Genomic DNA, 21,096 nt, shown 5'->3' with positions numbered 1-21,096 from the left:
CTTTTGACAGAGAAAACCTCTGCAAAAGCACACAGTACCTGCGCTGGCAGCTCTCTTTTTAAGGTTGCGTCAGAGCGGCTGCACCCCTCGGCCTAGCGTTTGTGCTGCGCCACCCAGCCGGCGAACAGTTCGACAAACTTCTGCAGGAACGCGCGGCTTTGCTCGCCCACGCTGCCATCGGCGTTGAAAAAGCCGTCCTTGGCCTGCAGGAACATCTCCGGCTGCCCCAGCGTGGGCATGTTCAGGTAGGCCAGCACATTGCGCAAATGCTGCTGCGCCAGCGCCGTACCGATGGCGCCGACCGACATGCCGATCACCGCCGCCGGCTTGCCGTCCCAGACGCTGTGCCCGTAGGGGCGAGAACCCTGGTCCAGCGCATTCTTGAGCACGCCGGGCATGGAGCGGTTGTACTCCGGCGTCACGAACAGCACCGCATCGGCGCTGCGGATGGCATCGCGGAACTGCTTGACCACGGCCACTTCGTGGCCGTCGGCGTCCTGGTTGTACAAGGGCAGCTCCCCGATCGCCACCTCCTTGAATTGCACCTGCGCAGGGGCCAGCTTGACCAAGGCATGCGCCAGCTGGCGGTTGAACGATTCCTTGCGCAAACTGCCCACGATCACCGCAATTTGGTATTGGCTCATCACAAAACTCCTGGGTTGGGAATGCCAACCATTATGGGCAGCCGCCCGCGCCCAGCGCGTGGGCACCGTCCTACATGGCCACCCGGCCCGGGCCCATCGGGCACAATGCGCCCTGCCTTGCCCTTCGCCCCATCTGCATGACCGTGACCGCCGCTGCCGCCCCCGACTTTGTCCCTGTGCCCCACCTGGCGCTGCAGCAGGTGCGCCTGCAACGTGGCCGCACCACGGTGTTCGACGGACTGAGCCTGTCGCTGGCCGAGCCGCGCATCGGCCTGATCGGTGATAACGGCGCCGGCAAGACCAGTCTGCTGCGCCTGCTGTGTGGCCTGGAAGTGCCCGACACCGGCCGGGTGCTGAGCCAGGGCCAGGACCTGCATGCCGCCGGCAGCCAGCGCGCCCGCTGGGTCGGCATGATGTTCCAGAACCCGGACGACCAGATCATCTTCCCCACCGTGCTGGAGGAGCTGGCCCTGGGCCTGCGCCCACAGGGGCTGAGCAAGCAGCAGGCCCAGGCGCAGGCCTTGGCCTTCCTGCAGCAGCGCGGCCTGCAGGACTGGGCCGAGCGGGCGGTCACCAGCCTCAGCCAGGGCCAGCGCCAGCAGGTGTGCTGGCTGGCGCTGCTGCTGGCCGGCCCGCGCAGCCTGCTGCTGGACGAGCCCTACGCCAGCCTGGACCTGCCGGGCCAGGCGCGTCTGGCGCGCGACATGGCGCAGGCACCGCAGCAGATCATCGTCTCCACCCACCTGCTGGAGCATGTGCGCCATTTCGAGCGCGTGCTCTGGCTGGATGCGGGCCAGTTGCGTGCCGACGGCCCCGGCGCCACGGTCTGCGCGGCCTACGAGGCCGATGTGCGCCAGCGTCTGCAGGCCCTGGGCGACTGAGCATGGGCAGCCTTTACAGCGAACACCACACCTGGCTGCACGGCCTGCGCCCCGGCCTCAAGCTGGGGCTGATGGCCGTGCTCAGCACCGTGCTGTTCCTGCTGCAGGCCCCTTGGGCCCTGGTACTGTGCGCCCTGGGCTGTGCCATGCTGTGGTTCAGCCTGGGGACGGCCACGCGCGTGGCGCGGCGCCTGATCGCCTCGGTGCTGATCGCCGCTGCGCTGATCGCCGTCTTCCACGCCGTCATGGGCCACTACGCGCTGGCCACCGTCAGCGCCCTGCGCCTGGCCTGCGCCTCCACCCTGGGTGTGGCGCTGACGGTCAGCACCCACCCCACCCAGCTGCTGCAGTTGCTGGAACAGCTGCTGGCGCCACTGGGCCGGCTGGGCTTTCCCTCCGAGCGCTTTGCCCTGCAGCTGGCGCTGATGCTGCGCTTCATCGAACATTTCTTCGTGCAGTGGAAGCGCCTGGACGATGCCCACCGCCTGCGCACCGGCAAGGGCGGCGGTATCCGCCTGCTGGCCCCGCTGAGCATCCAGATGCTGCAAACCGCACGGCGCGTGGCCGATGCGCTGTACGCCCGCCTGGGTCAGTAGGTTCACCCGGCCCGCGGCGGCGGCCCGCCATCCCGCCATAAAAAAACGCTGCCGAAGCAGCGTTGTGCAAGCAACTCGCCCCCACCGGCCCGTCAGGCCGGCCTGGGGCGGGGTGCGCATGTTCAGTCGCGCACCACCAGCACCGGCACATGGGCGGTCTGCAGCACGCGCTGCGCCACGCTGCCCAGCACCAGCTTTTCCAGGCCACGGCGGCCGTGCGAGCCCATGACGATCAGGTCGGCGCCCACGTTCTCGCCCACGCGCGCAATGCCTTCGTGCACGGCATGGCCCTCGCCCACCAGGGTCTTGACCGCCACGCCGGCGTCGGCCATGGTCTTTTGCACGTCTTCCAGCGCCTTGTTGGCTTCGGCGGTGGCCGCGCTCAGGTACTGGGCCTGGCCATAGGCAAAGTCGGCGCCCACGCCCGTGAAGGGATAGGGATCGAGCACGTAGACGGCGGTGACTTCGCTGCCAAAGGCCTTGGCCAACTCGGCGGCCTTGGTCACGGCCAGCATGGAAGTGGCCGAACCGTCCACCGGAACCAGAATGTGCTTGAACATGGATAACTCCTCGTTGTGTGAAACAGGGGCTGGCATGTGCCAGCCCATGGATGCAGTCTGCCCCTGTAGTACACCGACTGTCTTGACGCGTGTCAAATCAAACAGGAACTCAGACTGGATTCTTGCCCTCATCGCCCTGGAAGCACTGCCGGCGGCAGGTCACCACCAGGGTGTCGCGCGCGCCGTGGCGGGCCTCGTCCAGCGGCTGGATGGGGGTGGATTCGTGGATCATGCGGGCATCGTCCAGCAGCATCAGCGACCAGGGCTCGGTCAGGGTGAAGCGCAGCCCGCTGGGGCCACTGGCCTCGAACACGCGGGTCTCACCGCCCTTCACGCCTTCGCGCCCCACCAGGAACACGGCGACCAGGTCCACGCCGTCGCGGTGCGCGCCTTCGGGCGTCGGGCGGCCGATGCCGCTGGCCGTGTCGATGCGGAACTGGTGCGCCTCCACAAAGCAGGGTTCGGCGGGGTCGGGCGCAAACAGCTGCTGCGACAGCTGGGCCAGCTTGGCAATCAGCTGCGGCCACACGGCCAGTTGCGTGGTGTGGGCCAGCATGGGCGCAAACCAGCGCTCCATGCCGCCGTGCAAGGCGTTGTACTTGACCGGCTGCCAGTGCGCGCGGTGCGGCACCTGCTGCACGGCATCGCCCTGCACCCGGAAGCTGGCATGACGGCGAAAGCGATAGCGCCCGCCGTCGCGCAGGAATTCATCGGGCGGCAGGGACGCCCAGTCCGGAGTCAACGCAATCAGGTCCGCCACCTCGCAGCCAATCCAGGCCGCCGTGTCCGCGGGCTGCAGCACGGCGTAGCCATGGTCGCGCAACTGGTCGGCGACGCGGTTGGGGGAATGGTAGGGAGGGGGAAAAGTGACATGGGCCATAGCGCCCCAAGCTTACTCCTCGGCAGCGGCCTTGCCGGGCTGGTGCGCCAGAAAATGCTTGATCTGCCGCAGCCACGGGGCGGATGTCGCCTTTGAATAAAAATGGCGGCTAGCGCGCATCCCACCTGCGCAGGCAGCTATGAAAAACGCCAACCGCAGCCCACACCGGGCCCAGCATCCGCTGGCAAGGCCCGGCGCTGGCCTCAGGCGGTGGCGGTCTCGGCCTCCTGCAGCAGGCGCCACATCACCTTGCCGCTGCCGCTCTTGGGCAGTGCGTCGACAAAGGACACCAAGCGAGGCACCTTGTAGGCGGCCATGTTGTCGCGGCACCAGGCGATGATGCTTTCCTCGGTCTCCTGCCCCTGGTGGCTGGCACGCAGCACCACCACGGCCTTGACCGTCTCGCCGCGGTACGCATCTTTGGCCGAAATGATGCAGGCCTCTTGAATGGCCGGGTGGCGGAACATCAGTGCCTCCACCTCTGCAGGCCAGACCTTGAAGCCGCTGGCATTGATCATGCGTTTGAGGCGGTCGGTGATGAAGAAATAGCCATCTTCATCCATGCGCCCCAGGTCACCCGTGCGGAAAAAGCGTTTGCCATCCAGCTCCACAAACACCGCGCGGGTGGCGGCCTCGTTGCGCCAGTAACCGCTGAACACCTGGGGGCCACTGACCACGATTTCGCCCTGCTCACCCACGGGCATCTCTTGCAGCGTATCGGGGTCCACCACGCGCGCGTCGGTGCTGATGAAGGGAATGCCCAGGCACTGCTGCTTGGCATGCTCGGGTGGGTTGTTGTGCGAGGGGGCCGCGGTTTCCGTCAGCCCGTAGCCCTCCTGGTAGCGCAGGCCATAGGCCTCGAACAGCCGCTGCGCCACTGCCTGGGGCATGGCGGCGCCGCCACCGCCGATGTAGGTCAGGCTGCTGAGGTCGAACTGCTGGAAGTTCGGGCTGGCAAACAGGTCGATCACCATGGTCGGGATGTTGGTCCAGTTGGTGACCTTGTACTGCGAGATCAGGCGCCCGGCCAGCTCCCGGTCCCAGCGCGGCATCAGCACCATGCTGCCACCGGCGTAGATGGTGGAATGCATCATGGACACCATGCCCGTGATGTGGAACATGGGGATGACCGCCAGGGTCACGTTCTCGCTGGTGGCCGCCCCCCACACCGCACTGGCCACGGCATTGAACATGATGCTGGCGTGCGTGTGCATGCAGCCCTTGGGCAGGCCGGTGGTGCCGCTGGTGTAGGGCAGCACGCTCAGGTCCTGCGGCCCCACCGTCAGCGCTGGTGCGGGCGCAGTGCAGGCCAGCGCCTGCTCCCAGGGCACGACCTGCCCGCCCTCCAGCTGCAGGGCCGGGCGCGCCATGGTCAGCCAGGCCTGCCAGACTTCGGGCACCGGCTCGCGCTGCGCGGGCGGCGGCAGGTATTCGCCCACTTGCGTCACCACCACCTGCTGCAACCCCTGGCCCGCAGGCAAGGCATTGCTGGCTTTGACCAACTCTGCGCCCAGGTCTGCCGTGGTGATGGCCACTTTGACATCGCCATCGGTGATGTAGTGCTCCAGCTCCTGCGCCAGATTCATCGGGTTCACCGGCACCACCACCGCATTCGCCCGCAAGATGGCAAAGTGCGCCATCACCAGCTGGGGCAGGTTCTGCATCAGCAAAATCACCCGGTCGCCCTTGCGCACGCCCGATGCATGCAAGTGCGCGGCCAGCCGCTCAGCGCCCTGCGCCAGCTCACGGTAGCTGGTGACATTGCCAAAAAACAGCAAGGCCGCTTTGTCAGGGTAGCGGCGCGCACTGGTCTCCAAGTTGTCCCACAGCGAAGTTGCAGGCACCGTCAAAGTATGGGGAACACGACGGGGCCAGTGGTTGAAGTGCGAGCGCATAAAAGCCATTCCATCTCAGGTTGTGAATGCCTTAAAACTATCGCCTTCCCCCCGTGCTGCCATTCGGGAAGCCCCCCACACGGGGTCACGTGCGCGACCAATTTTTCGTTTCGCCAGGCAGAACCACCCCATGAATAAATAGCGGTGAAGCTGCCGCCAGCGCGCCGTTCTTTAAATCGTCACAGTCTGCAAGCACGATGCGCTATCCAAGTTGAAGCACGGAGCACGCCATGCTGACAAACAGCGCACAAGCCTCTCATTTCTGGATGGCGTCATTGCTGTGCATTACCGACCTCATGCCTGCGCCACCCGAATTCGCCCCGCAACCCCGCATACGGCCACAAGGTGAAAGCGTCACATGGCGGGCCAGCTACCCGGTCTGGGGCAGCATCTTGCTCCATATGCCTTGGCTGCTTTCCGCTTGCTAGCCGCGGCTGCTGCCCAACGCTATCACCCCCTGCATCTGGTGCCAGCTGACCATGGCCTGTTTTGCGCTGCAGCGTAGCAATAGCTGCGCAGCGGGCAATCCACGCACCCGCTGCAGTTGCAGAAACAGGTGCTCTCCTACCTGCGTGGTAAACATTTGCCCCCAAGACCGTGGGCACCACGTGGCAAAACTGGCGCGACTATCACCCCGCCCCAAGGAGCGCACATGGCACCCCCACCCGCAGCACCCGCCCAGATTGCGCCTGCCACCCCAAAAAAATCTGCATGCGCGGCCGCTGCGCAAAGCCATGCACTGCCCAGCAGCACTACGCCGGGGCAAGAATATTTGATGGGCTGCAAGCCGCTGTTTACTGCCCCCCGCTACCGCGGCAGCGGCAAGCTGCAAGGGCTGACGGCACTGATCACCGGCGGTGACTCCGGCATTGGCCGCGCCGTGGCCGTGCTGTTTGCCCGCGAAGGGGCCCATGTTGCGATTGCCTATCTGAACGAACACAAAGACGCCAAAGCCACTTGCCAGCATGTGCAAGCTGAAGGGGGCGCATGCATCTTGCTGCCCGGTGACGTGCGCGACCCGGCGTACTGCACACAGGCGGTGCGCAAGGTGGTCAAAAAATTTGGTGCGCTCAATATTTTGGTCAACAACGCGGCATGCCTTGTACAGGCAGAAAGCCTGGAGCAGCTTGATGATGCCAATCTGGCGGCCACGTTCCAGACCAATATTTACGGCTACATCCACATGGCCCGCGCCGCCTTGCCGCATATGCAGCGTGGGGACTGCATCATCAACACAGGCTCTGCGGTTGGCATCAGCGGCTGCCCCTATTCCATGGACTACGCCGCCAGCAAAGGCGCGGTGCATGCGTTTACCAAATCGCTGGCGCTGAACGTGGCCGAGCGCGGCATTCGCGTCAACGCCGTGGCGCCCGGGCCGGTCTGGACTGCGCTGACCCCGGGCAACAGCAGCGAAGATGATTTCGCCAACTTTGGCGCTGACACCGTGTTAGGCCGTGTGGCCCAGCCCGAAGACATTGCCCCGGCCTATGTGTTTTTGGCGGCACCCGCTTGTGCCAGTTGCATCACGGGAGTAGTGATGCCAGTGTCAGCCGGCTAAGGCTGCCACTCCGCTACCTGGCCTGCGCTGCGTGCACCAGCAGACAGCTGCATAAAAGATGAGCTATCAGCGCTTATCAATACTTACTTTCAGAGAGAAAACCATCTGAATTCAAGCATATACAAGCGCCAACAGCTATTTTTTTATGAGCCGTTTGCAGACAACCCTTGCAGCGCAAAGCGCTCGCCCAGCTCTGGCACCGTGACCGTATGGCCATGCTGGCTGCGCAACTCCTTGGCCAAGGCCTGCGCGGCCTGCGGTTCGCCATGCACCACATAGGTGTGGCGCGGCGCAGGATGGAAGGCGCCGGCCCAGTCCAGCAATGCCTTTTGGTCGGCATGCGCAGAAAAACCGCCCAGCGTATGCACCGATGCACGCACATCAATTTGCTCACCGAACATGCGCACCTGCTTGACGCCGTCCACCAGCCTGCGCCCCAGCGAGCCATAGGACTGGAAGCCACAGATCACCACCGCGCACTCTGGGCGGCCAATGTTGTTGCGCAAATGGTGCAGCACGCGACCAGCATCGCACATACCGCTGGCAGAGATGATGACGGCACCACTCTTGATGCGGTTGAGCTTGATGGATTCCTCCACATCCTGAATGAAGTGCACATGCTGCACATCGGGCAGCTGGCGTGCCGTGCCCATGAGCTGCTTGGCCTCTTCATCAAAGACGGCAAAGTGGTGCATGGTGATTTCCGTGGCCGCCACGGCCATTGGGGAATCAACAAAAATTTCCACCGGTGGCAAGCGCCCTTGCTGCATCAAATCGATGAAGTGATACAGCAGCTCTTGCGTGCGCCCCACGGCAAAAGCGGGAATCACCACATTACCGTGCGGCACCGTGCGGGTCACGATGTCCACCAGTTCACTGAGCGTGCTGGCGTTGTCCTTGTGCAGGCGGTCGCCGTAGGTCGACTCAATCAGCAGCACATCGGCTTCTTGCACTGGTGTGGGGTCGCGCAAAATCACGCGCCCAGGCTGCCCCAGGTCACCACTGCTGACCAGTTTCTGCGTGCGGCCATGGGCATCGCGCAGCCACAGCTCCACAATGGCTGAGCCCAAGATATGGCCCGCATCCTGAAAGCGCACCTGGACACTGGGGTGTACTTCAAACTTCTTGCCATATGGCTTGGCTTTGACCAGCTCCAGCGTTCGCGCCACATGCGCCAGCGAGTACAGCGGCGGCAGCACATCACGCTCGTGTTTTTTACCCTCTCGCTTGCGTCTAGCGGCACGCTCGGCATCCATGATTTGGATGTGCGCGCTGTCTTTGAGCAGCACTTCCAGCAAGTCTTGGGTGGCAAGCGTGGTGTAAATCGGCCCCTTGAACCCTTGGGCCACCAGCTTGGGCAACAGCCCGCTGTGGTCAATGTGTGCGTGGGTCAGCACCACAAAGTCAACACTTGATACATCAAAAGCGAACGCATTTTCATTGTGGGCATCGGCCTCTTGCCCACCTTGCGCCATACCGCAGTCCAGCAAAAAGTTGCAACCGTGCGCCTCAATCAGAAAACAAGAACCTGTGACAGCTTGTGCTGCACCATAAAAGCTGATGTGCATAAAACGTAGGCCATAAAGCGCGAAAGAGCGATGCACCCAATCTAACAGTTGCCGCCCGATAGGCACAGCAGGAATGACCACCCCAAGGCAAAGCACTTAACACACATCAAGACATCGAACCCCTGCTGTACACAAAGCATGGTCTGCGCAATACGTCAAAACGCTGGAGCACTGCCTGCATTTGACCCTTGTCACTCATTGCGTTACAAATTGTTAAGAAGTCACGTAATTGGTTTAGAACTCGGCTTTTGATTTTTATCCGCCTCAAAGCCCCGAATGCGCCGAGTTCTGCTCAGTGAGTTACTGCTTGACAAACCATTGCCGTGGTCGCTCTACGACGAGCACGGCAATCTGCTGCTGCGAGAAGGTTACGTCATCAGCATCCCCCGCCACCTGGATTCGCTCCTCAAACGTGGTGCCTACATCCAAACCACCCCGATTGCATCGGCGTTCATCGAGCCGCAGAGCAACACCAGTACGCAAACCCAGTTTGCCTTCCGGGCCAGCAGCCTGCCTTCGGTGCAACCCGTGTTTGGCCGTGCAGAGGCCTTGGCCCAAACCCTCAAGCGCCTGCACCAGCATCTGCAAGCGCATACTTTGCAAGCCGCGCTGCGCGACATCGTGCGCAGCTTGGCCCACTCGGTGATGCAAGCCTGTGCCGATGATGCAGATGCCTTGCTGGCGGCATTCCACCTTGACAGGCAGTCCCCTTACATCGTCATCCAACAGTTGCTGGGATGCGCACTCACAGAAATCGCCGCACGCGACATGGGGCTGGAAGCGCCTACCCGCCTGTCGCTGGCCTGCGCCAGCTTGACGCGCGATATCGCACTGCTGCCCTGGCAGGCCCAGCTCGACATGCAAACCCATCGTTTGGATGCCAACCAGAACGCCTTGATACGTGTACACCCCATCCGCTCTGCAGAAATTTTGCAGGAAAACGGTGTGGATGACCCGCTGTGGCTGGAGTTGGTGCGCCAGCACCACGAGCGCCTGGATGGCACCGGCTATCCCCATGGAATAAGCGGTGACGCCATGCTGCCGGGCGCCCGCTTGCTGGCGATTGCCGACTCTTATGCCGCCATGGTCACACCCCGGCCCAACCGCGAAGGCCGCCTGCCCAAAGATGCACTCAAGGCGCTGTACTTGCAACGCGCCAGCTTGTATGACGAAGCGCTGCTGCGCCTGTCCGTCGGCGCACTGACCACATTGCCACCGGGCACGATGGTGCGTCTGGCCAACGATGAATTGGCCGTCGTTCGCTCACGCCCCAAGAAGGGCGAACCCATGGAGTTGTGGGCGCTCTACAGCCAAAACGGCATGCCCATCATGACGCCGCAACGCCGCGATGCCAGCACCCCTGCACACGCCATAACCGACGTCCTGCGCATCGAAGACTGCCGCTCGGCAGCCTTGGTGATGAAACGTTTTTGGACCCATTCCTAAACCACGCAAGCATGAAGAAAAACCTCCCTGTCACCACCCAGCAAGTGGACATTGCGCCGGACATCACCTTGGTTTCCAAAACCGACCTCAAAGGCATCATCACCTATGCCAATGAAGCCTTTATCGAAGTCAGTGGTTTTGCACTGGAAGCGTTGCAAGGCCACAGCCACAACATCGTGCGCCACCCCGACATGCCGCCTGCGGTGTTTGAGGACATGTGGAAAGTGCTGCACAGCGGCAAACCTTGGCAGGGCTTGGTCAAAAACCGTTGCAAAAACGGTGATTTTTATTGGGTGGACGCTTGCGTGGTGCCCGTTCGGCGCAATGAACAAACGATTGGCTATATGTCGGTGCGCAAACGCGCCGAGCCTGCAGCCATAGCCCACGCGCAGACCCTCTACCAACAAATTACCCTCAACGGCATGCCCCCCACATGGAAGCTACCGCCATGGCTGGGCATACGCTTTGGCATGCGCGCTGGCACCATCTTTGTGGCCTTGCTCATGCTGGCAGGCGGCGCTTTGGGCATTGGCGGACTGAAGCTGGCAGACGCAGCCTTTGCGCGGATGTACCACCAGCAATTTGAGCCGGCCATCGCCGTGGGACAAATTGAGGCACGGCTGAGCACCATCCGCGCCAGCGTGCTGGAAGTGCAGCAGGAGCGCCAGACCGACACCTCAGCGGCGCAACAGGCTTTTGCCCATGTGCAGCAGCTGCAAAACTATTACGACGACATTGCGGACCTGTTCAGCACGCTCAACCGCGCCATGCCCGCAACATCCGCTGCAACCCAGTCTTTGACCCAGGCCTTGCAGCACTACACCGACGAAAGCCAGGCCCTGATTGCCACCCAGTCCAAAGCCCCCAAGGACAGCACTACCCTCCCCTTGGCCGTGCAGCAACAACTGTTGGCACTGGAACACAACGCCAGCTTGGCGGCCCAAGCCCTGCGCCAATCCTTGGCGGATGCGGCCCAGCAAGAATTCACACAAACGCTGGAGCGCAATGCGCGCATTCGCAGCTTTGCCCTATTCGGCATCATTGCGGGCTTGTTGATGGTGGCGGCTGTGGGTCACTTGTTCATTCGCGGCATTGTGAACCCGCTCAATGCATCCATCCGCCGCCTCAACCGCATTGCGGAAGGTGATCTGCAAGGTGCCATCAACCTCTCTGGCACAGGTGAGACCGCCCAACTCAACCATGCAGCCACCGTCATGCAGCTGCACCTGAAAGTGATGCTGGACGAAATTGCGCTGGCCGCCCGCCGCATTCACCGCCACTGCCAAACGCTGAACGCCGCGCTGTATGAAGTGACCGAGCATTCCGAAGCCCAGCACGATCAGGTGTATTCGGCCATTCGGTCGCTGGATGCAGCGGTCTCCGAAACCAGCGACCTCAGCACCCGCGCAGAGCGCTTGCTGTCGCTGGCCAGCCAGCAGCACAGCGCGCTGGCGGGCGAAACCCGTGAGCTGGCCACTGCCACACGGCTGACCGCATTTGGCGCTGAAGAGGCTGCAGACTCCATGCGGCAGGTGGCAGCGCTGATTGTGGAAAACCGTGGCGAGGCACAGCAAGCCTGGCGCGCCTCCGAAGAGCTCATGCACACCGCCCGGGAGCTCAATCAACTGGTGGCCTTTTTTGAGCCCCAACAACACACGGCGCCAGACAGCACCCCAGCCACCTAAAAACAGTGCCTCTTTGGCCATCCACTGGCCAAAGGGGCACCGAGGTGACACGGGTCGCGCCCTAAAACTCCAGGTTATCAATCAAGCGCGTGCCCCCCAGGCGCGCCGCGCCCAGGGCAACCAAGGGTGCTTGGCGCGCATGGTCTACCGGGCATTGCAGATCATGGCGCTGGCGCACCGTGAGGTAATCGGGCTGCCAGCCTTGCGCGCTGAGTTGTGCCATGGCTTGCGCCTCGAGCTGCGCCAGCGGCACCGCGCCCTCGCGCACTTGGTGGGCCAGCCACTGCAACTGTTGCGACAAGGCACGTGCTTGTGTGCGCTGCTCAGCGCTCAAATACGCGTTGCGCGAACTCAGGGCCAAACCATCGGCCGCGCGCTCCGTCTCCAAACCGATGATGGAGATGGGCAATGCAAACTGCTGCACCATGTGCCGAATCACCAGCAGCTGCTGATAATCTTTTTTGCCAAATACCGCCACGCCACCGCCGGTGCTGCCAAACACACAGGCAAACAGCTTCATCACCACGGTGCACACGCCGGTGAAAAAACCTGGGCGAAATTGCCCTTCCAAAATATCTGCCAAGGCCGCGTCCGGCTGCACCTTGTAGGTCTGGGGCTGGGGGTACAAATCTTGTTCTTTGGGTGCAAATACGATGTTGCACCCCTGTGCCTCTAATTGCTCGCAATCGGCTTGCAGCGTGCGCGGGTAGCTATCAAAATCTTCGTGCGGCAAAAACTGCAGGCGGTTCACAAAAATACTGGCGACCGTGGTGTCCGCATGGCGGCGCGCCTCGCGCACCAACGCCAAATGTCCGGCGTGCAAATTGCCCATGGTGGGCACAAAGGCCGGGCGCCCACGCCCAGCCAAAGCATGGCGCAAGTCTTCGATGGTGTGAACGATTTGCATGGTCTGTCTCCCTGTGTTTTGCTGGCCGCCGGGCCAGTCATCGTTTAGCAGATACGCACCGAGCGCACCCTTGGTGTGCCTGGACTTACCAAGCGTGCACGCCGTTATCGGGGAACGTGCCGTCCTTGACGGCTTGCACATACGTCTGCATGGCACCTTTGACGCTGCCCGCATCGGCCATAAAGTTGCGCACAAACTTGGGCATCTTGCCCAAATTCATACCCAGCATGTCGTGCAGCACCAGCACCTGGCCTGCAGTACCGTTGCCTGCGCCAATGCCAATCGTGTGGCAGTGCTGTAAATCCTGCGTGATGCTGGCCGCCAAGGCGGCTGGCACCATCTCCAGCACCAGCATGGCAGCGCCGGCCTCTTGCAGCTCTTTGGATTGCAGGCGCAGCAACTGTGCCTCGGCCTCTTCGCGGCCCTGTACGCGGTAGCCGCCCAAGGCATACACCGTTTGCGGGGTCAACCCCAGGTGGGCGCACACGGGCACGCCACGCGCCACCAAAAACTCCACCGTCTTGGCCGTCCAGCCACCGCCCTCCAGCTTCACCATGTGCGCGCCCGCCTGCATCAGCGCACAGGCGTTGCGCATGGCTTGCTCGGGGCTTTCGGCATAGCTGCCGTAAGGCATATCGGCCACCACCCAGATCGTGCCTTGGCTGCGGTGAATGCCGCGTGCCACGCTGGCCGTGTGATAGAGCATGTCGGTCATCGACACGCCCACCGTGCTGCGCCGGCCCTGGCAGACCATGCCCAGCGAGTCGCCCACCAGCACACAGTCCACCCCGGCAGCATCGGCCACGGCGGCAAACGTGGCGTCATAGGCCGTGAGCATGGTAATTTTTTCACCCTGGGCGCGCATATGCGCCAAGCGCGGCAGGCTGACGGGTTTGCGCCCCGGCATAGGCGATGCGGGCGGCAAAGTTCCGTAGGGCGTACCGGAGGGGGCCGCAGTGTCTGTTGGGTGCGTAGAAGTCATGGCAGCAATCACCGTGGGCGCAGAAGGCTGGACTGGGGGGGTGCAACTTGCCAGCCGCAGCCTGGTCTGCAAAACCAATGAATACCCATGCGCCACAACGGCATGGGCGGCAAAAAATAGGGCGACAGCCCTGATTACAACGTTTGCAGGGGAACCTTGTGGCGCAACTCTGTTTGGCGATTGTTTTCATCCACAAACACCAGTTGCGGCAGATGTTCTGGGACATCGCTTTCATGCACCTGCGCAAAAGCCGCAATGATGAGCAAGTCGCCCACCACAGCACGGCGCGCCGCCGAGCCATTCACCGAAATCATGCCGCTGCCGCGCTGGCCCTTGATGGCATAGGTGACAAAGCGCTCACCGTTGTCGATGTTCCAGATGTGGATTTGCTCGTTCTCGGCAATATTGGCGGCATCCAGCAGATCTTCATCGATCGCGCAGGAGCCCTCGTAGTGCAGCTCACACTGCGTAGTCTTGACCCGGTGAATCTTGGATTTCAAAAGCGTGCGGAACATGTTATCTCCCTGTGTATTTATAGCGCCATGGCACGCTGCAGTGGGTAACCTAGCACCCACTTGCACCGCCCCCTTGTTTCGCCGGGCGCATTGTGCCCGTACCCGATCGAAGGCTCAACCACTCAATACATAGGGTCATCCAATCGCGCTTGACGGGGCCACCTCCGCACGCCATCCGGTCGTGGCGACTGCGCCAAGGTATGGCAGCACTGCAGCACCCCGCCACAGCATGCCGACTACCGCAAGGCAAGCGCTTACAAGCCCAAGTCTTGGGCCGCAGCTTTGAGTTCTGCCAGCTGAAACTCCTGCACGGTGTGCTTGGAAGCAATGCTGCGGTTGTCAGGCCCGGGCACCAGCAGCCAGGCGGTTCCGCCCTCTTCCACCGGGTGAGGCATGGCAAACATCAAGAACTCACAGTCAATCGCCCAGACATCGTCCACATCCATCGCTTGGCATTCGGCAGGAATGTGCATGAACGTCACCTGGTGCGAGACGGCGCGCAAAAAGTCGTCGTCCTGTGCCTGATCGGCATCGGCCGCACCTTGCACAGGGTCAACATGGCGCACCAGCGGGGTGCTGCTGAAGGCGTTGTGCTCCCACTCCTCGTGCTCGCGCTGGAACATCAACGTGGCACGGCCCGTGAAGGCAAAGCCCGAGGGGTCGTCACCGATGCGGTAAGCGCGCGCTGCGGCCACGGCCTGGGCATAGCTGTCGTTGTCGATGGCGACCACGCGCAGGTCTTGGGTGATATCGGTCATACAAAATTCCTGAAAGAAAGCCCGGCCTGTTACCAATGCCGGGCTGTGATGATGCTTGTGACGCAGGTGGCGCCCCAAGCAGTTTTTACTGTTGCAGCTGGCCCCAGACCTTGTCCAGGCGCTTGGCACTGACCGGGTACGGCGTGCGCAGCTCCTGCGCGAAAAAGCTCACGCGCAGCTCCTCCAGCATCCAGCGGTACTCCTGCATGCGCGCGTCCACCTGGCCCTTGCGCTCGGCCACCAGGCGCCAGTAGCGCTGCTCCAGCGGCTGCAGTTCCTTGAGCTTGGCGGCATCGCGCGCCGGATCGGCGCGGTACTTGTCCAGGCGCGTGGTGATGGCCTTGAGGTAGCGCGCGTAATGCCCCAGCTGGGCCCAGGGGGCCACGGCGATGAAGTGCTTAGGCATCAGCTTTTGTAGCTGCTCGCCCGCGTCCTTCGTGGCTTCCTGGGCATTTTTGGTGTCCTTGATCTTGCGCGCCGCAGCGGCGTACTCGGTCAGGATGGTGCCGGCCATGCGCGCCACCTCGTTGGCGATCAGGGTCAGGCGCCCGCGCCCGTCCTGCACGCGCTGCTGGAAATCCGCCGCATTCGCGGGCAGGGGTTCCTGCAGGAAGGCGCGGTCGATCGCCACATCGATGATCTGGGCGCGCAGCTCCTCCTGCGTGCCCAGCGGCATGTAGGCCACGGCCATCTTCTGCAGGTCGGGGATGTTCTTTTCCAGGTACTTGAGCGCATCCTTGATCTGCAGCGCAAACAGGCGGCGCAGGCCCACGCGGTGGCGGGCGGCGGCCACCTCGGGCTCGTCGAACACCTCGATGCTGACCTCGCTGCCATGGTCGATCAGCGCAGGAAAGCCGATCAGGGTGGTGCTGCCCTTGCTGATCTCCATCAGCTCCGGCAGCTCGCCAAAACTCCAGGCGGTGTAGCGCTGCTCGGCCTTCTGGGCCGGCGACTTGGGCGGTGCAGCCTTGTCGTTTTTAGGAGCTGCCTGCGCTTGCCCCGCCTGCGCTGGAGGCTGTTTGGGCTCTGAAGGTTTGATCGCCTCGACGGTGCTGCTGACCTTGAGCGCCGCCAGCGCCTGGAAGGCACCGCGCGCCTTGGCGCCCCACTCGGCCTTGAGGGCGGCCAGGTTGCGGCCCTGGCCCAGCTGGCGGCCGTGCTCGTCGATCACACGGAAGTTCATGAACAGGTGCGGGCTGAGCATGTCCAGCTTGAAGTCGGCGCGCTTGACGTCCAGCGAAGTCTCGTCGCGCACCTGCTTGAGCAGGGCCTCGATCAGCCCGCCCTTGGCCCAGCGCTCGGACTGCGTGAACAGCTCGGCCAGGCGCGCCGCGTTCTCGGGCAGCGGCACGAAACGGCTGCGCGGGCGCTGCGGCAGGCTCTTGAGCAGGGCCTGGATCTTGTCCTTGAGCATGCCAGGCACCAGCCACTCGGCACGCTCCTCGGACACTTGGTTGAGCACGAACAGCGGCACGGTGACGGTGACGCCGTCGCGCGCATCGCCGGGGCTGTGCAGGTAGGCCGCGCTGCAGTCCACGCCGCCCAGCTTGACCACCTTGGGGAAGTTGTCGGTGGTGATGCCGGCGGCCTCGTGGCGCATCAGCTCGTCCCTGGACAGGCGCAGCAGCTCGGGCTGGCCCTTGCCCGCGGCGCGGAACCACTGGTCGAAGGTGGCGCCGCTGTACACGTCGCGCGGCAGGTGCTGGTCGTAGAAGGCGAAGATCAGCTCGTCGTCCACCAGCACGTCCTGGCGGCGGCTCTTGTGCTCCAGCTCCTCGACCTTGCGCACCAGCTTGAGGTTGGCGGCCAGGAAGTGCCAGTGCGTGTCCCACTCGCCCTCCACCAGCGCCTGGCGGATGAACTGGGTGCGCGCCGCATCGGGATCGACCCGGCCGTAGCTGACGCGGCGGCCGCTGTAGACCACCAAGCCATAAAGCGTGGCGCGCTCCAGCGCCACCACGTCGGCCTGCTTCTTGGACCAGTGCGGGTCCAGCAGCTGCTTTTTCAGCAGGTGCGCGCCCACCTCTTCCAGCCACTGCGGCTCGATGGCGGCAATGCCGCGGCCATACAGGCGCGAGGTCTCGACCTGCTCGGCCGCCACGATCCAGCGCCCGGGTTTCTTGCTCAGGTGGGCGCCGGGGTGCGGGTGGAACTTGATGCCGTGCGCGCCCAGGTAGGCATCGCTCTCCTCGCCCTTGTAGCCGATGTTGCCCAGCAGACCGGACAGCATGGACAGGTGCACCGCGTCGTAGCCCGCGGCCTCGGTGTTGATCTGCCAGCGGTGCTCCTTGACCACCGTCAGCAGCTGGGAATGGATGTCGCGCCACTCGCGCACGCGGCGGATGTTGATGAAGTTCTGGCGCAACAACTGCTCCCACTGGCGGTTGCTGAGTTTGTGGGTGGCTTCGTCGGCTTGCGGGTTGTCTGCAGGGTTGAACAACGCCAAGCGTTCTTCGACCGTGCCTTCGACCTGCGCACCGCTGGCACGCTGGCTCACGGGCAAAAAGGCCTGGTTGCGTGCTGTCGGTTTGCCTGCTGGCTTGTGTTGCGCGGCCATCTCTGCCCGCGTTTTGGCCACCACCTTGCCGCCACGTGCATCCATCAGCCACTTCCACAGGCGCAGGTAGCCGGTGAACTCGCTTTTTTCGTCATCAAACTTGGCATGCTGCTGGTCGGCCTGCTGCTGCGCTTCCAGCGGCCGGTCGCGCACATCCTGCACCGACAGGGCCGAGGCAATGATCAGCACCTCGGCCACGGCACCGCGCGCACGCGCCTCCAAAATCATGCGCCCCACGCGCGGGTCCAGCGGCAGGCGGGCCAGCTCCTGGCCCATGGGCAACAGGTGGCCGCGTTCGTCCACCGCGCCCAGCTCGGCCAGCAGTTGGTAGCCGTCGGCAATGGCGCGGCCCGAAGGCGCTTCCAGGAACGGGAAGTTCACCACATCGCCCAGACCCAGCGACTTCATGCGCAGGATCACGCCAGCCAGCGAGCTGCGCAGGATTTCCGGGTCGGTGAAGCGGGCGCGGCTGGTGAAATCGGCCTCGTCGTACAGGCGGATGCAGATGCCGTTCGCCACGCGGCCGCAGCGGCCGGCGCGCTGGTTGGCGGCCGCCTGGCTGATGGGCTCGACCAGTAACTGCTCCACCTTGCTACGGAAGGAATAGCGCTTGACGCGCGCCGTGCCTGCGTCAATCACGTATCGAATGCCGGGTACCGTGAGCGAGGTTTCGGCCACGTTGGTAGCCAGCACGATGCGCCGGCCGGTGTGGCCATCGAAGATGCGGTCCTGCTCGGCCTGCGACAGGCGCGAGAACAGCGGCAGCACCTCGGCGCTGCGCAACGCCGGGTAGTTCTGCAGGTGCTTGCGCAGGTGGTCGGCGGCCTCGCGGATCTCGCGCTCGCCCGGCAGGAAGACCAGGATGTCGCCCCCTGCGCCGCCCTGCCACAGCTCGTCCACGCCCTCGGCGATGGCATCGTGCAGGTCGTAGTCCTTCTTTTCCTCGAAGGGCCGCCAGCGCATCTCCACCGGGTAGGTGCGGCCCGAGACCATGATCACCGGCGCAGGCCCCTGGGCGCTTTCGAAGTGCTTGGCAAAGCGGTCGGCGTCGATGGTGGCCGAGGTCACCACCACCTTCAGGTCCGGGCGCTTGGGCAGGATCTGCTTGAGGTAGCCCAGCAGGAAGTCGATGTTCAGGCTGCGCTCGTGCGCCTCGTCGATGATCAGCGTGTCGTAGGCGCGCAGCAAGGGGTCGGTCTGCGTTTCGGCCAGCAAGATGCCGTCCGTCATCAGCTTGACCGAGGCGCCCTTTTGCAGCGTGTCCTGGAAGCGCACCTTGTAGCCCACCACCTCCCCCAGCGGGGTGTTCAGTTCCTCGGCAATGCGCTTGGCCACGGAGCTGGCCGCAATCCGGCGCGGCTGCGTGTGGCCGATCAGGCGGCCGCGCACCTGGCCGTGGGCATCGGGCTGCGCATTCAGCTTGCCCCGCCCCAGCGCCAGGGCAATCTTGGGCAACTGCGTGGTCTTGCCCGAGCCGGTCTCGCCACAGACGATGATGACCTGGTGGCGCTCCATGGCCTCCATGATTTCGGTGCGGCGGCTGGAGACTGGGAGTGACTCGGGAAAGGTGATCTTCAAGGACATAAGGGGCGCAATTATCCCCGTACTGCCCCGGCGCTGCAGGCCAGCGCGGCAAAACAAAGGCCCTGCGGATCAGGCAGGGCCCAGGTTGGTGCGCTGGGGAGCGCGCCTTCCATGCATGCCCACCCTTCGGTGGCAACCAGGACCGCGTCCCCTCCCTGCCCGCGCCCTGCCGGGGACCGAACGCCCCACTGCCAGGTCGCGGTGCCTGCGCGCTTATTTCTTGCGGGTGTCCACGTAGCCCGCGCCCAGGCCGAAGTTCAGGCCCTGCTGGCCGAAGGAGTAGCCAACATCACCGCCCAGGTAGATGTTGTCCTTACCCAGATAGGCCACACCCACGTTCGGGCGCAGGCTGCGGTCGGCGAAGGAGTAATCCACGCCCAGCGTCGCCGCGGCCTTGTCCTCCTTGTCGGTGGAGAACATCTTGACGCCCAGCGCCGGGCCGGACACGGGCTTGGGCCCGCCAAAGGTCCAGGTCAGGCCGGCGCCCCAGCCCACGTCCGCCAGGGCCGCCGTGGACAGGGTGGCGGCGGCCAGGGCGCAGCCGGTGAGGGTCCAGATTCGTGATCGCATGCAAAACCTCCTGATGTCGTTGCTTTGTGAGTGACCCATTCTGGGGATGACCGCGCCGCTCATCCTTCCTGCACGCCTTGCATGCCTGTCAGACAAGACGCCACACGCATTTCCTTACAGGGTCTAAGCCCAGCCATCTGGCGGCAACATCGACTTGCTATGCTGGTTGCAGCCCGTGTCTGCGGGCACCCCCATCCCCTGCCCGTGTGCGGCACCTTCTCTGCTCGATATGGTTTCTTTGCTTGCGCTGCTGGCGCCCCTGCTGTCCCTCTGGCTCTGGTCTCCACTGATTCCGTCCCACCGCCGTGCCTTCTGGTGGTGCGTGGCCATCACCACCGTGCTGGGCACCGCTCCCGCGCTGCTGATCTATGCCATGCGCAACGAAGTGCTGGATTTCGGCCTGCTGTCGCACCTGCAGTTGGTCAGCGGCACCTTGTTCGCGGCGATTGCCCTGGGGCTGGTGCTGTGCATCGTGCGCGACCTGCTGTGGCTGGCCGTGCGGGCCTGGCACGGCCCCCACAGCGCAGCGCCCTGGCGCCGGCCACGCTGGACGGCCACGGGCATGGTCGCCCTGGTGCTGCTGAGCACCTACGGCACCATCCAGGGCACGCGGCTGCCCGAAGTGCGTGAGCACACGGTTGCCCTGCCCCGCCTGCCGGCCGCCCTGGACGGCCTGCGGATTGCCGTGCTGGCCGACATCCACGCCACGCCCGTCAACAACGCCACCTATGTGCAAGGGCTGGTGGAGCGCACCAACGCCGCACGGCCGGACATGGTGGTGCTGCCCGGTGACCTGATCGATGGCGATGCCCCCACGCAGTCCGGCAACATTGCGCCGCTGGCGGGCTTGCAGGCCCCGCTGGGCGTGTGGTCGGCCCCCGGCAACCACGAGTACTACAGCGGCTATGACGCCTGGGCCCGCGTGTTCCAGCGCCTGAACCTGAATTACCTGGCCAACGAGGCCCGGGTGCTGGACGTGCGTGGGCACAGGCTGGCGATCTCGGGCGTGGGCGATCCGGCCTACGGCCGCCTGTCCCAGCAGAATGCCGACCCGCAGGTACCCGAAGGCGTGCCGCCCGATGTGGTGACCGTGGCCCGCCAGGCGCAGGCCGGTGGCGCCGAGCTGCACATCCTGCTGGGCCACCAACCCAAGATGGCCCGCAGCTATGCGCCCCACGGCATCGACCTGCAGATCGCCGGTCACACCCATGGCGGCCACATCCGGGGCATGGACCAGTGGATCGTGGCACCGGCCAACGATGGCTTTGTGCGCGGTCTTTACGAGGTGGGCGCCATGCGCCTGTTCGTCAGCAGCGGCGCCGGCCTGTGGCCGGGCTTTGCCGTGCGCCTGGGCGTGCCGTCCTCGATCGACGTGCTGGTGCTGCGCCGCGCGGCGCCTTAAGACCCGCGCCAAGACCCACGCGCCGCGCAGGCGGCCATCACGGCAGCTGCTGGCGCACGGCTTCCAGCGCCGGGAAATCCCGCTGCGCCACCTGCAGCGCCTGGGCCG

17 protein-coding genes are annotated in these 21,096 nt (G+C 64.1%); 6 read left to right on the top strand and 11 right to left on the bottom strand.

Annotated elements, in window-relative coordinates; genetic code table 11:
- Window positions 1-92 precede the first annotated feature (92 nt).
- Complete coding sequence (locus tag SJH88_RS12035) at window positions 93-644, bottom strand: NADPH-dependent FMN reductase (protein ID WP_274754625.1); 552 nt, start codon at window positions 642-644, stop codon at window positions 93-95.
- Between the two features lie 137 nt (window positions 645-781).
- On the opposite strand from SJH88_RS12035, the gene SJH88_RS12030 reads away from it, so the two are divergent.
- Both SJH88_RS12030 and SJH88_RS12025 read left to right on the top strand, forming a co-directional pair.
- Window positions 782-1,525 (top strand): energy-coupling factor ABC transporter ATP-binding protein, encoded by a 744-nt coding sequence (locus tag SJH88_RS12030; RefSeq protein WP_234686459.1) that lies wholly within the window; start codon window positions 782-784, stop codon window positions 1,523-1,525.
- Window positions 1,526-1,527: 2 nt separating this feature from the next.
- Window positions 1,528-2,121, top strand: coding sequence for an energy-coupling factor transporter transmembrane component T family protein (locus SJH88_RS12025; protein ID WP_274754624.1), 594 nt, complete (start codon window positions 1,528-1,530; stop codon window positions 2,119-2,121).
- Between the two features lie 122 nt (window positions 2,122-2,243).
- Here the strand turns inward: SJH88_RS12025 and SJH88_RS12020 are convergent, their stop codons facing one another.
- From SJH88_RS12020 to SJH88_RS12010, 3 genes are all read right to left on the bottom strand, one after another.
- Window positions 2,244-2,681 carry a universal stress protein gene (locus SJH88_RS12020; RefSeq protein WP_042412834.1) on the bottom strand — a complete coding sequence of 146 codons (438 nt, stop codon included), beginning with the start codon at window positions 2,679-2,681 and terminating at the stop codon, window positions 2,244-2,246.
- A gap of 109 nt (window positions 2,682-2,790) precedes the next feature.
- Window positions 2,791-3,561: a 2OG-Fe dioxygenase family protein gene (locus SJH88_RS12015; protein WP_274754623.1), complete on the bottom strand. Its 771-nt coding sequence runs from the start codon at window positions 3,559-3,561 to the stop codon at window positions 2,791-2,793.
- Between the two features lie 203 nt (window positions 3,562-3,764).
- Entirely contained in the window at window positions 3,765-5,456 is a 1,692-nt protein-coding gene (locus SJH88_RS12010) for a long-chain fatty acid--CoA ligase (RefSeq protein WP_274754622.1), read from the bottom strand.
- Window positions 5,457-6,231: 775 nt separating this feature from the next.
- Here SJH88_RS12010 and SJH88_RS12005 point away from each other — a divergent pair.
- Window positions 6,232-7,014 (top strand): SDR family oxidoreductase, encoded by a 783-nt coding sequence (locus tag SJH88_RS12005; protein WP_274754621.1) that lies wholly within the window; start codon window positions 6,232-6,234, stop codon window positions 7,012-7,014.
- A 143-nt stretch (window positions 7,015-7,157) separates the two neighbouring features.
- Here the strand turns inward: SJH88_RS12005 and SJH88_RS12000 are convergent, their stop codons facing one another.
- On the bottom strand, window positions 7,158-8,582 hold the full coding sequence (locus tag SJH88_RS12000; RefSeq protein WP_274754620.1) for an MBL fold metallo-hydrolase RNA specificity domain-containing protein: 1,425 nt from the start codon (window positions 8,580-8,582) through the stop codon (window positions 7,158-7,160).
- Window positions 8,583-8,900: 318 nt separating this feature from the next.
- On the opposite strand from SJH88_RS12000, the gene SJH88_RS11995 reads away from it, so the two are divergent.
- On the top strand, window positions 8,901-10,028 hold the full coding sequence (locus SJH88_RS11995) for an HD-GYP domain-containing protein (protein ID WP_274754619.1): 1,128 nt from the start codon (window positions 8,901-8,903) through the stop codon (window positions 10,026-10,028).
- Window positions 10,029-10,039: 11 nt separating this feature from the next.
- The gene (locus SJH88_RS11990; protein WP_274754618.1) at window positions 10,040-11,713 is read left to right on the top strand and encodes a methyl-accepting chemotaxis protein; all 1,674 of its coding nucleotides are present in this window, start codon (window positions 10,040-10,042) and stop codon (window positions 11,711-11,713) included.
- Between the two features lie 61 nt (window positions 11,714-11,774).
- On the opposite strand, the gene panC is transcribed toward SJH88_RS11990, so the two are convergent.
- The 6 genes from panC to SJH88_RS11960 form a co-directional block, all read right to left on the bottom strand.
- Complete coding sequence (gene panC / locus SJH88_RS11985) at window positions 11,775-12,620, bottom strand: pantoate--beta-alanine ligase (protein WP_274754629.1); 846 nt, start codon at window positions 12,618-12,620, stop codon at window positions 11,775-11,777.
- Window positions 12,621-12,705: 85 nt separating this feature from the next.
- Window positions 12,706-13,602 carry a 3-methyl-2-oxobutanoate hydroxymethyltransferase gene (gene panB, locus SJH88_RS11980; RefSeq protein WP_274754617.1) on the bottom strand — a complete coding sequence of 299 codons (897 nt, stop codon included), beginning with the start codon at window positions 13,600-13,602 and terminating at the stop codon, window positions 12,706-12,708.
- Window positions 13,603-13,736: 134 nt separating this feature from the next.
- A complete protein-coding gene (panD, locus tag SJH88_RS11975) occupies window positions 13,737-14,117 on the bottom strand; it encodes an aspartate 1-decarboxylase (protein WP_274754616.1) in 381 nt (126 codons plus the stop codon).
- A gap of 254 nt (window positions 14,118-14,371) precedes the next feature.
- The gene (locus SJH88_RS11970; protein WP_274754615.1) at window positions 14,372-14,875 is read right to left on the bottom strand and encodes a hypothetical protein; all 504 of its coding nucleotides are present in this window, start codon (window positions 14,873-14,875) and stop codon (window positions 14,372-14,374) included.
- Between the two features lie 85 nt (window positions 14,876-14,960).
- The gene (gene hrpA / locus SJH88_RS11965) at window positions 14,961-19,016 is read right to left on the bottom strand and encodes an ATP-dependent RNA helicase HrpA (protein WP_274754614.1); all 4,056 of its coding nucleotides are present in this window, start codon (window positions 19,014-19,016) and stop codon (window positions 14,961-14,963) included.
- A gap of 213 nt (window positions 19,017-19,229) precedes the next feature.
- On the bottom strand, window positions 19,230-19,586 hold the full coding sequence (locus tag SJH88_RS11960) for a hypothetical protein (protein ID WP_042412850.1): 357 nt from the start codon (window positions 19,584-19,586) through the stop codon (window positions 19,230-19,232).
- 229 nt (window positions 19,587-19,815) lie between these two features.
- Between SJH88_RS11960 and SJH88_RS11955 the strand changes: the two genes are divergently transcribed.
- Complete coding sequence (locus SJH88_RS11955) at window positions 19,816-20,988, top strand: metallophosphoesterase (RefSeq protein WP_274754613.1); 1,173 nt, start codon at window positions 19,816-19,818, stop codon at window positions 20,986-20,988.
- Window positions 20,989-21,096 lie beyond the last annotated feature (108 nt).

The organism is Comamonas sp. GCA5, from assembly GCF_036541385.1.
Classification (GTDB): Bacteria; Pseudomonadota; Gammaproteobacteria; order Burkholderiales; family Burkholderiaceae_C; genus Comamonas; species Comamonas aquatica.
The sequence above is the reverse complement of the archived record's forward strand: the minus strand, read 5'-3'. Positions and strand labels throughout refer to the sequence as shown.